This is a genomic window from Muricoccus harenae, from assembly GCF_009848505.1.
GTDB classification, from domain to species: domain Bacteria; phylum Pseudomonadota; class Alphaproteobacteria; order Acetobacterales; family Acetobacteraceae; genus Roseomonas; species Roseomonas harenae.
Map to the genome: position 1 here is coordinate 62,763 of NZ_WWDL01000030.1, position 14,147 is coordinate 76,909.

A 14,147-nucleotide genomic window follows, 5' to 3' on the forward strand; every position below is an offset into this window, starting at 1 on the left:
GGAGCGCCCGCGCCCGAAGGTCCACGGAGCGCGTGCACCGCCGGCCAAGCCAGCGATGCATTCTGATCCGGATGGCAATCTTACCCGTCGATCGCCGAAGTGGCGGACTAGTTGCGCGTCAGCCACGCCCAGTGAGATCCATGGGTTCTGCAAGCCAATTGTATCCGTTCCCAGCCCGCACGACATGGCCAAGCCCCGGCCAGGGGAAATGATAGGAGAGCACCAAGTTCCGGTCCGTCGCAAGTCGGTCGAGCATGCGGCTTCTCGTCTGTGCCGATTGTTTTGGGTCTGTGTCGAAGGAGAACTCCCACATAGGCCGCTGCAGGAGAAGGACGTGATGGTGCGCGAGGTCACCTGTATAGACCATGGTCTGCCCGCCTGAGGTGATCGTGTAGCAGCTATGCCCCACGGTATGTCCTGGCGTCGCGATCGCGGAGATACCAGGTATCACCTCGGCGCCGTCACGCACCATCACCATACGATCGCGATAGGCCGACAGGTTCTTCTTCGCGCCTTCGACGAACGTCGCCATGAAGGCTGGCCCACGCTTGTTCCCGTCGTCGGTCCAGTAGCGCAGATCCGCCTCCGTCACCGCAACCTGGGCGTTCGCAAAATTGCGTTTGCCCTCGGCATCGACCAGCGCCCAGCAATGGTCGCTATGCGCATGGCTTAAGACGACAACGTCAATCTGCTCGGGCATGATGCCCGCCGCCTTAAGGTTTGGCAGCATGCGCCCGGTTGTCGGACCGAACATCCGGCTGTCGGCGCCCATGCTGTCACCCATCCCTGTGTCAAAGAGGACAAGTTGGCTCCCGGTGTTCAGGACGAGCACGTTCTGCTCCAGCGTCGCGGCATCCGGCGGCAGGAAGTTCCCGCGTAGAAGAGACTCGATCTCCTTGGGCGGTGCGGCTGGAAAGGCCGGTTCTGGCTTACCGAGAGGCAACCGCCCGTCGGACACCACCGTTGCTTCGAATTCACCGAAGCGGAAGCGATACCAGGCGGGTGGTGCGTCGTTACGGAAAGGTGCTGCCGCCGAAGCAGGCAAGATGCGCGAGGCAAGCGGAGCTGCGACTGCCACACCGGCAGTGCCGCGCAGCAGGTTGCGTCGACCAAAAGACATAGCCGTTCTCCTCCACGCTTTGGCGGAGCGCATCGCGGCCGGCCTCACTAGCCAACAAGCGAGACCTGAACGTCGCCCGCGGGCGAAGGCTATCTCACATGATTAACCCCTTCCATGGCGAAACCCCCATCCCGCTCGTTGCGGGTTACGACTCACTGAACTGTGCGCCTGCGATGGCTGAACATTCCTACCGCTGCAATGGCCCCTGCCGCGCCAGAGTACTTCAGGCTTGCACGGGGTCGAGTGTTCTGATTCGGCGCTGATGTTGGAGCGGCGAGACTGGGCATTGAAGCGCGAGCGCCTGGTCGGTGCCGCGCACCACGGTCACTGGCACACAACCACCTTCATCGCGGGCCTGCTCCGCACCGACCTTACCGCCCCTCTCGTGCTCCACGGTCCCATGACGGGTGAGGCCTTTCGGGCCTGTGTCGGGAAGTTCCTCGCGCGGACCCTGGCAAAGGGCGACGTGGTCATCCGGGACAACCTTCCCACCACGAGCTTGCAGGCGCGCGCGAGGCAATCAGGGCAACCGGCGCCAGCCTTCTCCACCTGCCGCCCTACTCGCCGGATCTGAACCCCATTGAGCAGCTCTTCGCCACGCGGAAGGCGCGGCTCCAAAAGCCCGCGGCCCGTTGCCCGAGAGGCGCGCTGGGTCACCATTGGCCGCCTGCCCGACACCCTCACCCCAGCCGAGTGCAAGGACTATCTCGCCAACTCCAGCCATGCGTCCGAGTTAGGTGGAAGAGCTCTAGGGAGTGGGTTCAAAGCTGTGTTCATTGCCCACCAAGGGCCGGTTCCAGCACTCGCTTGTATTGCGCCCCTCCTCGTCTATTGGGAATGGGCACACTCAAACGCGGCTGCCGCCGCACCATTCTAGCTTGATCGCAGGTTCCTTGACTTCCCCACCGACGCTGACGCAGCAGTGCCCGCATGCTTGCCATCCGCTGGCTGGAGCGGCGCCCATTTGGCCGGACGCTTGTCCTACGTTGGACGGCACGCAGCGCCCTGTTCAGACGGCAGTGATCTCTCCGCGCTCGATCACGAAAGTTCCGTCCACGAGGGACTGCAGCAACTCCGGGCTGCTCTCGGTGATCAGAATGGCTACATCCGGTAGACTTGAGCGCAGTCGTCCCAGCGCCTCGGCATAACGAAGCGCGAGCGCCGGGGCCAAGCCTTGAAATGGCTCGTCCAGAAGCACCGCGCGCGTGCCCACCATCAACGCTCGCCCAAGCGCCACCATCTTGCCCTGGCCACCAGAAAGCCCGGCCGCCCGTCTCGTCGCGAAGTCTCGCAACTCCGGCAGTAGCGCAAAAACAGCTTCGAGCCGCCGGGAGACCTCAGCTTGGGGAAGACCGAGCACCTGCGCCGGGAGCAGCAGGTTCTCCCGCACGGTGAAGGATCCAAAAAGCCGGCGCTCCTCCGGTGCGTAGCCGATCCCCAGCCGCGCGCGCCGATGCGCAGGCACGGCGACGCATTCTTGCCCGTCCAGGACGATGGAGCCGCCGCTTGGAGTCAGTAGGCCCATCAAGGTCCGCAGGGTGGTCGTCTTCCCTGCGCCGTTCCGGCCGATCAGCGCCACGCGCCCTCCGGGCGGCACCTGCAGAGATACGCCACGCAGCACTGGCACCCCGGCGATCTCAACCGAAACACCCTCAAGCCGCAGCATGACTCGCCTCGCCTGGTGCCAGGCCGATAACCTCGCGGCGCACATCTGGGTCGTTGAGCACCTGGTCGGGCGGGCCCAGGGCCGTGATACGTCCCTGCCCCCACACCGCGACCCGGTCAGCGAAGCGGGCAACCACCTCCATGTCGTGCTCGACGAACACCGCGGTGACACCGGATTGGCGAAGCACGCGCGCCAGCACCTCCACCACCGCCATCTTGTCGGAAGAGGCTACACCGCTGGTCGGCTCATCCATCAGGAGCAGGCGTGGCCGCAAGGCGACGGCCATCGCGATATCCGTCAGCTTTCGGGCCCCCTCATTCAGCGCATTCGCCCTTTGCCCGGCCTGTGAAAGGAGGCCAAAGCGGTCTAGCAACTCCTCAGCTTCCTGCTTGAAGCGAGGGCGCAGCAGAGGCGAGAAGGGAGACCAGATGCCATCTCGAGCAGCGACAGCCAGTGCCGCGTTCTCCAGCACCGTATGCTCGGTAAAGAGCTGCGGTAGCTGAAACGAACGCCCGATGCCGAGCCTGACAATCTGGCGGGGGGTCATGCCCAGGATATTTCTGCCGGCATAGCTGATCTTCCCGGCCTGTGGCCTGAGATAGCCTGTCGCCATGTTGATGAAGGTCGTCTTGCCTGCGCCATTCGGTCCAATGATGGCGAGGAACTCGCCGTCATCGACATCCAGATCGACTCCATCAGCCGCTTTCAGGCCGCCGAAGGCGATCTTCAGGCCGCGTGCGGAAAGCAGCGCGCTCATGCCTGTCGCCTCCCGCCCATCAACGCACGTCCTATTGCCCACAGCCCCCCGGGCGCGAAGAGGATGACCAGCAGCAGCACGAATCCGAGAATCATCTGCCAGGCATCGGCGACAAGAGCCGCAGCATAGACGCGGGTCAGTTCATAGGCGATCGCCCCCAGGAAGGGACCGGCCACACTACCCGCCCCGCCGAGAATGGCGATGAAAACGAGTTCTCCCGAGGTGGTCCAATAGGCCAGCGCCGGCGTCACATGCCGCGTGGTCATGCCCAGGACCGCGCCACCGGTGCCTGCCATCAACGCCGAGAGCACATAGGCCGACAGCAGCACCCGGCGGGCAGACATGCCCATGAATTCAAGCCGCGCCTCGCGCGTCTTGATACCGGCCAGTGCCTGGCCAAGTGGGGAAGCAAGATAGATCCGCATGAGCCACGCGAAGAACGCTGAAAGCACCAGCGCGAGCGACAGCATCGCCCAGCCCTGCGCCTCCGCGCCCAAGACCTGGCCGGCGAAGGTCGTGGGCGGTAGGCGAATGCCGTCCGTTCCATGGGTGATGGCGTAGAATTTCTCCAGCACGGAGTAGAAAACCATGCTGAGCGCCAGATTCAGCATGCCGAAGAAGATCTCACGATACCTCACCACGAAAAGTCCAACGACAAGACCAAGCAGTGCGGCCCCAAGTGCCGCAAGTGGCAACAGGATCAAGGTCTCCGGCACAAGGGCAGCGCCGAAAGCAGCGGCATAGGCTGCGAAGGCGAGATAGAGCGCGTGGCCGAAACTGACCTGTCCGGCGCGTAGCAGGAGCAGGATTCCCAGCACCGCAAGCCCCTTCGCCAGAGCGATGGTCAGCACGAAACGGAGCCAGGGCACGAACCAGGCAATAGCCAGCACGAGGCCAGCGGCGCCAAGAACCAGAACGACCTCCCTCGCGCGGCTCATATGCGCCGCGTTTCCGGCACGCCGAACAGGCCTTGTGGGCGGATGAGAAGCACTGCCACCATGATGATGTAAGGAATCACCACCTCGAGCTCCGGCTCGAAATACACGGCGAAAGCTCTTCCCAGCCCGATCAGCAGCGCCGTGACCGCTGCACCTTCCACCCGCCCCAAGCCTGCGGTTGCCACCACGGCAAAGGACAGCACGATGGTTTGCGCGCCGACTCCCGGCACCAGGGACGCGGTTGGCGAAGCCAGTGCACCGCCGAGGGCGGCCAACGCAGCCCCGGCTGAGAAGGTCAGCAGCGTGACGCGCGCCGCATCAATGCCCATCGCACGCGCCGCTTCCCGATCCTCGGTCACAGCGACAATCATGCGTCCCGCCAGGGTTCGCCGAAGGAACCAGACCAGCCCGAGCAAGGTGAGCAGCGCCACGCCCGGCACGACGAAGAGCTGATAGGCTGTGAATGGAATGACGTCCGCTCCGAAGGGCACATCCACCGTTCCCAGCAGCCGCACCGGCGCGTCCGAGACCACGGGCTGCACGCCCCAGAGGAGCTTCTGAAGATCCTCCAGGATCATGAAGAGCGCAAAGGTGACCAGCAGCTGCAGCACCGGCTCCTGCTTCTCGACGCGCCGGAGCAGCAACCGCTCGATCACCGGCCCGAGCAATGCGCCGGTCAACACGGCCGCCAGCAGGAGCGCGGGCAGCGAGAGCCACGCCGGTAGCCCGCGGCTCGTGATGAATAAGCCGAGCGACGCCGCCACATAGCCCCCGATGGCGAAGAGGCTGCCATGCGCGACATTCAGGATGCGGAGCACCCCGAACACCAGGTTGAGCCCGACCGCCACCATGAAGACGGTCGCTGCATAGGACAGCCCGTCTAGCGCGGCGAGGCCGAGGAGAAGCGTGTTCTCCGAGAGCCAGGCTTGCATGCCGGCCCCTTACGGCTGATAGGCGACGGGCTGTGGCACCCGCTGGATAATCTCCGGCTTCAGTGTCTTGAGCCAGTCCGCACTCTTCATCCCGACCGGTGTGGTGACCAACTCCGCGGGGAAGACCACCATGTCCGTCATCACGGCGAACGGGTACTGATCGGCGTGATGCGTGGTCCCGATGATCTGATTCTCCAGCCCCTGACCATCCTCACGGATACGAACCGATGCGGTAAGGGATGGAAACTCCAGGCCGCGGAAAGCAGCCGCTAGTTCCGCATCGGTCGGCCAGCCGCCTCCCTTCGCGGCCATCGCCTTCTCGTAGCCCGCCTTCATGGCGAAAACAGCCTGGGCCATATGATGGCAGGGATAGATTGGATAGCTGGAGAAGCGCCGGCGGAAGTTGTCCGTGAACCGCTTGAGCAGCGCCGGATCTTTCGGGCCGGGATGCAGAAACCAATGATCCCCACGCGCACCAATGATATGCCCGGCTGGCAATGCGCGCCCGACGCGCTCCAACGAAGACTCCGCCAATGGCAGCACAAAGGTGCTGCGCTCGAACAGCCGCCGGTCCGAGGATTGCCGGATGAAGGCATCAAGATCTCCACCCCAGGAGGTGGATAGAACCACATCCGGCCGCAGGGCCAGGAGCCGCGTGATCTCGGTGGAGTAATCCGTGGCGCCGAACCGCGGAAAGAGCTCGGCAGAGACGCGAACGCCAGGCTTCAGTGCCTGCATTGCCGTGCGGAAAATCTCCCAGGAGTCGCGGCCCCAGGCATAGTCCTGATTGACGACGGCAATGCTCCGGAAGTCCGGCTTGGCGCGCAACAGGTAGAGCAGCGCCGACAAAACCTCGGGCGTCGCATTCGCTTGGGTGCGGAAGGAGTATTCGAAGCGGTTCTCCTCGAAGATGCGCTGCGTCCCGCAGTCCCAGAGCAGGGTCGGACGCTTCATCTCGTCAGCAAGGGGGGTGCAGGCCAGGCAGTCACCGGAGGAGATCGCCGCGAAGACGATATGCACTCCCTCGCTCTGAACCAGGCGCCGGTACTCACCGACGAAGTGGTCAACGCCGGGCCCTTCATCCACGAAGATGGGGCGAACCCGGACTCCGCCGATTCCGCCCGCCTCATTGATCTCATCGAAGAGCATCTCTGCCGCCTGACGCCCCGGCACCCCGAAGACGCTCGCCGGCCCCGATAGATAAGTCGCGATGCCGACTTTGATCTCCGCTGGCCTGGATGGCTGTGCCTGCACGTGCCGGCCAGAGAGTAGAAGACCGCCCGCAACAGCCGCGGCGAGCGTTTCACGTCGGGTAACGGGGCCAGGCTTCCCGACGGCAGCCCCAAGGATCGGCCCAGGATCTCCGGACGTCATGACGCTCCCTCCCCATTCTTATAGGCCGGCGTCGGTTCGCCCCCGCCTAGCATTGCCGCCAAGTGTGACCGGACGTGGCAGTGCTGTCCAATAAGACCTGCAAGCACCTCCCACAGGTTTGAAGCAAGGAACTGCGGCCGCTGCGATCCCGCCGGCCGGCGAGCCAGTCGATGAACAGGTGCCTGGCCCGTCCTGGAGGGTATCCACGATCGGGACGTGCCTCCGCCCGGCTGCACCAACTCAGGGCTTCTACTCATCTTGTCCGATTGCAACCTCCCGTCGCCCACCGGCGTCCGATTCTACGTCAGCCGGATCAGGCGCCTCTGCTTCGTCCTGCTGGGGCCAGTATCCGGTGTCTTGTTGGTGCCCGGGACCGGACATCACCTGAGGCATATAGGTCCGGGTTGCCGAAGGCGCGGCTGAGATGGATGTGCGCGTCCAGCGCGATCAGCTGCCGAGCCGCAGCTCCGCACCGGTGATCTCATCAGGAACGGGTCTTCATGACCGCTGTCGCCCTCGCAGAGATCCTGAAACAGCCGAAGCTCGCCGAATAGGCGCAAGCGAAGAAGGCGGCTGTCGCCAGGAGCATCATGGCCGCCAGCGTCACCACCGCAGGCACGCGCGCCGAGAACGGCCGGCCAGCAGCGCAGCAGCGGGATAGCCCGCCAGCTTCGCCGCCCCCGGAGAGGCGGCCGCCGAGGGCTCGAACCGGTGTGCGCCGATGATGGCCGGCAGGAGCGACGTATAGGCAAGCGGGCGAGCCCAATGCCGATCAGGCTGACGCAGAAGGCGGTCAGGATCGCCCGCGAAATGGCAGTTCCTGGAAGGGGACGATCCCATTGGAACGATACTTTGCGGCTGCGTCCATGCAGGGTGCTCCCTCCTAAGCCTGCAGCGCTGGATCTGATGATGACACGGAGCCTCCCTGCGCCGCAGGGTCGGCCGCCTCCGTCCAAATTCCCATCCGCATCGTACTGAGGGACCAGCCATCCGGCTCGATCGGCAGCCGCAGCGGCAGGCCCAGGGCGCAGTAGACCAGCGTCCTCAGCTCGAAACGCCACATCCGCTCGGCTCCGCCTCGGTCCAGTTCGGGCGCATCTACGTGCTGCCCGTGATGACCGAATACATGTCACTTCACCCCTCTGTCCTGATGCGTGCGCTGTTCGTGGACCGCGTGCTGAACATGATTGAGGAAGGTGCGGATGTGGGCGTGCGGATCGGGCATCTCGCCGGTTCAGGCATGGCAGCCATCCGGGTGGGCACGGTGCGTCATGTGGTCTGCGCCACGCCGGACTATCTCGCCCGGCACGGCACGCCCGCAACACCCCGCGACCTGCGCGATCACGCCGTCATCGGCTCGACAAGCATTGAGGCGTCCCCCGAATGGCGTTTCGGTCGCGAGAGGAAGGTTGCGGTCACGCTCTCTCCGAGGCTCATCTGCAACACCGTCGATGCGGCACTGGCCGCGGCGATCGATGGGCACGGCATCGCGCGGCTGCTTTCCTACCAGATTGCGCCTGCCCTGGCCGAGAGCAGGCTCACAATCCTGCTTGAGGATTTCGAGGAACAGCAGGTGCCGATCCACGTCGTGAATCCCGACGGAAGACGAGCATCGGCCAAGATACGCACCTTCATGGAACTGACCCTACAGCGGCTCCGAGCCAACCGAATGCTCCAGGCCAGCATGTCATAGCGCAGCCACGCGCCGCGCCGGCTCACGGAGCTATGCGTTCTCGCCACTTGTTTGCAGGCACCTGCTGCGACTGGGGAGGGATCGCCGTGTTGGGGAAGGTGCCAGATCAGAACGCGATACGGCCATGGCACGATAACATCCGCTTGCGGGAGGCGGTTCCCCAAAAGCGGACATTCTGCTCCGGGCCAAGCCATGGGCACGAGGCCACGGACCGTGCTTGGACGCCCGCTCGCGGGACCGGAGCTGAAGAGGTTCTGTCAGAGCAGCCAGCTCAAGCGACTAGCTCCTCCGCCTCATCCGAATCATAGCCTCGTTCGATGCGCGGCCGATCCCCTCCAGGATGTCAGCGACCGAGCCGTGCATCCGGGCGAAGGCCTGCGTCGCCTGCCCCGCGAGCGTCTCCTCGCCGCAGCCCAGGTCGCGCAGCGCCTCGCAGGCCCAGTCGTAATGCCTGGCCTCGTCCGCCGCGTGGCTCGCGATGAGTCTCGACATGGCTGGCGGATAGGGCTTGGCGGCGTATCGGCCGTACTTCTCGCGCGACTGCCACTCGTTGGAGACGAAGCCGAGCAAGATCGTCCGGTCGCCTCCGGGCAGCCCGGCCATCTGAACTCCGAGCTTGAACAGCCCAGTCGGCAGGTGCGGCAGCAACGGCGGCGCGCCGCCCAGCTCGCGAATGAGGGCCGTGAGATCGCGGGCGTGCCGCTCATGGTCCTGTCGGTAGGTCCGGAGCCTCTCCCGCAGCGCCTGGTCGCGCAGCGCCGAGATGGCCATGGCGTACATCGGCAACGCGTCGAGCTCGAGCTGGAGCAGGTCGGCGAGGTCCGCCTGCAGGGCCGCGATGTCGACGGACTTCGCGTCAGTCGTGGTGTCGGACATGGGCTCGAACCTCTGGACCAAGATGCAAACACCCAGTTGGGGATCGATCTGCCCAATGCCCAGCCCGTGGCGGACCGCTCCGGTCTTGCCGACAAAGCGCCAGATTTGGAAACGGCCACGGGGCGGCGAGACCATGGCCACCACGCAAGCCTCCCAACGGCAGGGGCGTTGCTTTCCTCGGCCCGCGCACATGACAGGCAGGGAGGAACGATATGGACGAGGGCCGGCATCGGGGGCGGCCGACAAGGCCGAGGGCGCTGTGAGGGACGCTGTCGGCTCGGTGGCCGGTTATGCGAGGACCCAAAAGCCAAGCACAAGGCGGTCAAGGCGATATGCACCGTGCAGAAGGCAGCAGACGGAGCCAAGGACGCTATTCGCGACGCCACTTCCAGGTCTTGCGCCTCACGGCGGGCCGTTTCCAGGAAATCCCGGGCGGCACGCCTGAGGCCCGGCAAGCCCGCGTCCGCGGCGACGGTTCTGCGCTCGGGGAGCGGCAGGCTGCGCAGTTTCCGAAGGTCCGCGCCACCCCGCAAACGCTGAACCATGACGCAACAAGCAACAAAGCCCCTACTCCATCCTACTCACAGAGATGACCCGACCGGCGCGTAGCGAGGTGCGGCCCGTGCCAACCGTGCGTAATCCGGTGGATCGTGATCAGCGATTCCGTTTGATCGTGATCAGTGGATCCGGTGGATGCTGATCGGTGATTCCGGTGATCGTGATCACTGGAATGGGGGTGGGGTCAGAGGAGTGGCGCGGCCGGCAAGTCTCAACCAGCGGTAGTTTCGCCCCTGTGCTGAGCAGGGGGGCGGGATGCCAGGCGAGAGAGTGCCGATGCGCAAGATCCGAGATGTTCTACGGCTTGGCTGGGGCCAGGGCCTGTCCCAGCGGGTGATGGCTCGCAGCCTCGGCCTGAGCCAGGGGGTGGTGCACGCCTATCTCAGGCGGGCCCGCAGTGCCGGGCTGACCTTGCCGTTGCCGGAGGGGCTGAGTGACGCGGGGCTGGAGGCGCTGCTGTTTCCCGCCCCCAGCGGAGCCGCGGTCGAGGATCGGCCACAGCCCGACTGGGCCTGGGTGCACCGGGAGCTGCGGCGTCCGAACGTGACGCTGTCGCTGCTCTGGGAGGAATACCGGGCGGGAGCGCCGGATGGGTTCGGCTATTCCTGGTTCTGCGACCTGTACCGGTCCTGGACGGGACGGCTGAAACCGACACTGCGGCAGATCCATCCGGCCGGCGAGAGGATCTTCGTCGATTTCGCCGGCAGCCCCATGGCGGTGCTGGAGGGGGCGAGCGGGGAGGAACGGCGGGCGGAGATCTTCGTCGCTGTCCTGGGGGCCTCGAGCTACACCTTCGCCTGCGCGGTCTGGAGCCAGGGTCTGGCGGACTGGCTTCGAGCCGGTGCCGCAGGCAGCCGACGCACTGCGTCGGCAGGAGAGAAGGGAAGGCGCGCCGGCGCGCCGCCCTCGGGTGCCATGTGCGGGCGTTCGAGCACTTCGGCGGTGTCGCGCGGCAGCTGGTCAGCGACAACCTGCGCGCCGGGATCAGCCGGGCCTGCTTCCACGAGCCGGCGGTGAACCGGACCTATGCCGAGATGGCGGCGCATTACGGCACGGCCGTGCTGCCGGCGCGGCCCTACAAGCCGCGCGACAAGGCCAAGGCCGAGGTCGGCGTGCAGGTCGTGCAGCGATGGATCCTGGCCCGGCTGCGGAACCAGAGGTTTTTCTCCCTGGCCGAACTCGATGAGGCGGTCCAGGCCCTGGTGGTGCGGCTCAACGAGCGGCCGATGCGCGCCCTGGGCACGACACGGCGCGCACTGTTCGAGGAACTCGACCGGCCGGCGCTGCAGCCCTTGCCGGACGTCGCCTATGAATATGCGGCCTGGAAACGCTGCCGGGTGGGGCTCGACTACCATGTTGAGGTCGAGCGGCACTTCTACTCGGTGCCGCACGCCCTGGTGCGCCAGGAGGTGGAGGCGCGGACCACCACCGCGACGGTGGAGATCTTTCACCGCGGCCAGCGGGTGGCCAGCCATCTCCGCAGCATCCGCCGCCATCAGCCCAGCACTCAGGCCGAGCACATGCCCAGCTCCCATCGCCGCTACCGGGAGTGGAGCCATGAGCGCATCCATCGCGAGGCAGGTGCCGTCGGGCACGATACGGCGGCGCTGGTGGAGGTCATCCTGCGCTCCAGGCCGCATCCCGAGCAGGGGTTCCGCTCCTGCATCGGCATCCTCGGCCTGGTGAAACGCCATGGTGCCGAGCGGGTTGATGCCGCCTGTGCCCGGGCGCTCGCCTTGGGGACGCGCTCCTACAGCTCGGTCGCGGCCATCCTCAACAACCGCCAGGAGCGGCGGGTCGTGCCGGACGAGCCAGCCATGCTGCTGCACGAGAACATCCGTGGCCCGGGCTACTACAATTGAAAGGCGATCCGATGCTGATCCATCCCACGGCCGAGCGCCTGCGCGGGCTCGGCCTGAGCGCCATGGCCCAGGCTTTCACCGAACTCCTCGGCGCCCCCGAGGCGGCAGCGCTCTCCCGCGAGGACTGGCTGGGCCTGCTGGTCGACCGCGAGGCGACCAGCCGGGAGAACAGCCGCCTCACCCGCAGGCTGCGGGAGGCCCGGCTGCGCCAGGCGGCGGTGATCGAGGACACGGATTTCCGCACCCCGCGCGGCCTGGACCGGGCGATGTTCCTCCGCCTGGCCGGTTGCGGCTGGATCCGCGAGCACAGCCATGTGGTGATCACGGGCCCAACCGGGGTCGGCAAGTCGTGGCTGGCCTGCGCGCTCGGCCACAAGGCCTGCCGGGAGGGCTACTCCGTCCTCTACAAGCGTGCCCCGCGGCTGTTCGCCGATCTGGCAACCGCCCGGGGCGAGGGGCGGCTGCCCAAGATACTGGCGGCGATCGAGCGCACCCGCCTGCTCATCATCGATGACTGGGGCCCGGAGCCGCTAAGCGCCGAGCAGCGCCGGGACCTGCTCGAGATCGTCGACGACCGCTACGACCGCGGCTCCCTGCTGATCACCAGCCAAGTCCCCCCAAACCGCTGGCACGACGTCGTGGGCGATTTGACACTCGGGGATGCCATCATGGACCGCGTCATTCACCGTGCCCACCGGGTCGAACTCAAAGGCGCCAGCTTGCGCAAGCGTCACGCCAGCAACGATGCCTTGACCGACGAAGCCGGCGAGTGAAGTCTACAACCGTCGGCCGTACTGCTCCCCGGCCCCGTCCCCCTGCCAAGCCCCAATGCGTGGCAGGTGATCATGATCACCGGATTGGGTGATACCTTCGGCTGGAACAGCCGATCAGGATCACCGGAATACGCAGCCAACCGCAAGGGATCCGCCTCCCCGCTCCTCCACTGACCGCTCCTCCCTCCGGTGCAGTAGCCGAATTCCCTAGCCCAAGAGGGCGCGGATAACACGGCGCGTTGTCACGGGCTTCTCATAGCGGGGGACATTCGCGTAGGCCTGCGGCATTGCCCATCGATCGTAGCCGGTGGCGAAAACAAAAGGCACGCCGCGCTTTCGAAGCAGGTCAGCGACCGGGAACACCATCTCGCCCCCGAGATTTACATCCAGGACCGCGCCATCGAGGGTCCCCGCAACGGCGACAAAGCGTAGCGCGTCGGACACCTTCGCCGCCGGACCAACGACCTCGGCACCGTGCTCCACCAAGTCACGGCGGAGCTCGTCGGCCACCATGTACTCGTCCTCGACCACAAGTATGCGAAGACCCCGCAAGGTGGCCGCAGGCTCCGGATCAGGCATCGTCGAGTGCTCCGTGAAAAGGTGGGATGGGCAGGGTAAACGTGCAGCGCACATGGTCGGCCTTGAGCTCGCAATCACTCTTGGCCTGGAGCTGGTATGGCAGCGCCCGTACAATCAACCCACGCCCGTAGCCCGTTGGAGGAGGTTCGCCGCCTGCCCCGATCGGCACCCGGATGCCCGTCTCCTGCCAATCCATGTGTAGGCGAGGCGCGCCATCATCGCCCCGCTTGATCCGCCAGCGCATCATGAGCCGCCCGTCGGGCTGGAACAGGGCACTGTGTTTGAGAGTGTTGGTGGCGAGCTCATGCAGCGCAAGAGCCAAGGTTTGGACGGTGGCAGAACGCAGGCGCACGCCCTGAGCTTGCTCCAGCATCACCCTTTGGGCCCTGCCCCTCGCTGTCGCACGCCAACTCCCGAAAGCTCGGCGCGAATCACAACCCGCCGAAGGTGATCCGCTCGCCTGTCTCTGAACGGGACGACACTGTCCCGGCCACGTCCGAAGCGCGCCTGCCCAATTGCGGGGTTGTAACCGAGAACGCCCGGAGGCGACCTGTAGCTTCCCAGCTCTCTACGCAGCTCCGAACGCAAAAAGCCCACAGCCTTAGGGGGCTGTGGGCTTTACTGTATCGCTTTGCTAACAGGATCCGGCCTGGTGACCTGGCGCCGACCGACTCTCCCGTGCCTTAAGACACAGTACCATGGGCGCGGAGGCGTTTCACGGCCGAGTTCGGGATGGGATCGGGTGTGGCAGCCTCGCAATAGGCACCAGATCACCGGGCCGGATCCTGTATAATCCGGGACTGGTCAGTTATTCTGAGAGAGTATGTATCTAACGCGATTTGATGCTGCGTGCGGTGTCCCGATGGGACGCCTGATGGTGGCATGATTGAAATTCGATCGGGCGATTAGGACCGCTCAGCTACGTCCGTTACCGGACTTCCACCTGCGGCCTATCAACGTGATGGTCTATCACGGCCCTTGGGGAGACCTCGTCTTGAGGCTGGTTTCCCGCTTAGATG

The 14,147-nt window shown here is 65.5% G+C and carries 12 protein-coding genes, 2 rRNA genes and 1 pseudogene; 4 read left to right on the forward strand and 11 right to left on the reverse strand.

Annotation, left to right across the window (positions count from 1 at the left end; all coding sequences use genetic code 11):
• Nucleotides 1-118: 118 nt before the first annotated feature.
• Nucleotides 119-1,120, reverse strand: a complete 1,002-nt coding sequence (locus tag GSE44_RS19595; protein WP_159350527.1) for an MBL fold metallo-hydrolase — start codon at nt 1,118-1,120, stop codon at nt 119-121.
• Between the two features lie 423 nt (nt 1,121-1,543).
• On the opposite strand from GSE44_RS19595, the gene GSE44_RS26520 reads away from it, so the two are divergent.
• On the forward strand, nt 1,544-2,002 hold the full coding sequence (locus GSE44_RS26520) for a transposase (RefSeq protein ID WP_159350538.1): 459 nt from the start codon (nt 1,544-1,546) through the stop codon (nt 2,000-2,002).
• 127 nt (nt 2,003-2,129) lie between these two features.
• Here GSE44_RS26520 and GSE44_RS19605 read toward each other — a convergent pair whose 3' ends face one another.
• The 5 genes from GSE44_RS19605 to GSE44_RS19625 are packed head-to-tail and all read right to left on the reverse strand — an operon-like array spanning nt 2,130 to nt 6,787.
• Complete coding sequence (locus GSE44_RS19605; RefSeq protein WP_159350528.1) at nt 2,130-2,786, reverse strand: ABC transporter ATP-binding protein; 657 nt, start codon at nt 2,784-2,786, stop codon at nt 2,130-2,132.
• A complete protein-coding gene (locus tag GSE44_RS19610; protein ID WP_159350529.1) occupies nt 2,773-3,543 on the reverse strand; it encodes an ABC transporter ATP-binding protein in 771 nt (256 codons plus the stop codon). Before GSE44_RS19610 ends, GSE44_RS19605 begins: the two co-directional genes overlap by 14 nt.
• Complete coding sequence (locus tag GSE44_RS19615) at nt 3,540-4,481, reverse strand: branched-chain amino acid ABC transporter permease (RefSeq protein WP_159350530.1); 942 nt, start codon at nt 4,479-4,481, stop codon at nt 3,540-3,542. Before GSE44_RS19615 ends, GSE44_RS19610 begins: the two co-directional genes overlap by 4 nt.
• On the reverse strand, nt 4,478-5,413 hold the full coding sequence (locus GSE44_RS19620) for a branched-chain amino acid ABC transporter permease (protein ID WP_159350531.1): 936 nt from the start codon (nt 5,411-5,413) through the stop codon (nt 4,478-4,480). The genes GSE44_RS19615 and GSE44_RS19620 overlap by 4 nt, the downstream gene beginning before the upstream one ends.
• Nucleotides 5,414-5,422: 9 nt before the next feature.
• Nucleotides 5,423-6,787 (reverse strand): ABC transporter substrate-binding protein, encoded by a 1,365-nt coding sequence (locus tag GSE44_RS19625; RefSeq protein WP_159350532.1) that lies wholly within the window; start codon nt 6,785-6,787, stop codon nt 5,423-5,425.
• 988 nt (nt 6,788-7,775) lie between these two features.
• Here GSE44_RS19625 and GSE44_RS19630 point away from each other — a divergent pair.
• Nucleotides 7,776-8,480 (forward strand): LysR substrate-binding domain-containing protein, encoded by a 705-nt coding sequence (locus GSE44_RS19630; protein ID WP_268893673.1) that lies wholly within the window; start codon nt 7,776-7,778, stop codon nt 8,478-8,480.
• A gap of 279 nt (nt 8,481-8,759) precedes the next feature.
• On the opposite strand, the gene GSE44_RS19635 is transcribed toward GSE44_RS19630, so the two are convergent.
• Nucleotides 8,760-9,356: a DUF2383 domain-containing protein gene (locus GSE44_RS19635; protein WP_159350533.1), complete on the reverse strand. Its 597-nt coding sequence runs from the start codon at nt 9,354-9,356 to the stop codon at nt 8,760-8,762.
• 813 nt (nt 9,357-10,169) lie between these two features.
• Here GSE44_RS19635 and GSE44_RS19640 point away from each other — a divergent pair.
• Together GSE44_RS19640 and istB are read left to right on the forward strand one after the other, a co-directional pair.
• Nucleotides 10,170-11,776, forward strand: a pseudogene (locus GSE44_RS19640) (IS21/IS408/IS1162 family transposase).
• A gap of 11 nt (nt 11,777-11,787) precedes the next feature.
• Nucleotides 11,788-12,549, forward strand: a complete 762-nt coding sequence (gene istB / locus GSE44_RS19645) for an IS21-like element helper ATPase IstB (RefSeq protein ID WP_159350534.1) — start codon at nt 11,788-11,790, stop codon at nt 12,547-12,549.
• A gap of 207 nt (nt 12,550-12,756) precedes the next feature.
• On the opposite strand, the gene GSE44_RS19650 is transcribed toward istB, so the two are convergent.
• The 4 genes from GSE44_RS19650 to GSE44_RS19665 all read right to left on the reverse strand — a co-directional run.
• A complete protein-coding gene (locus GSE44_RS19650) occupies nt 12,757-13,128 on the reverse strand; it encodes a response regulator (RefSeq protein WP_159350535.1) in 372 nt (123 codons plus the stop codon).
• Complete coding sequence (locus tag GSE44_RS19655) at nt 13,121-13,501, reverse strand: hypothetical protein (RefSeq protein ID WP_159350536.1); 381 nt, start codon at nt 13,499-13,501, stop codon at nt 13,121-13,123. The genes GSE44_RS19650 and GSE44_RS19655 overlap by 8 nt, the downstream gene beginning before the upstream one ends.
• A 282-nt stretch (nt 13,502-13,783) precedes the next feature.
• A 5S ribosomal RNA gene (rrf, locus tag GSE44_RS19660) occupies nt 13,784-13,898 on the reverse strand.
• 114 nt (nt 13,899-14,012) lie between these two features.
• Nucleotides 14,013-14,147 (reverse strand): 23S ribosomal RNA (locus tag GSE44_RS19665); the annotation flags it as partial.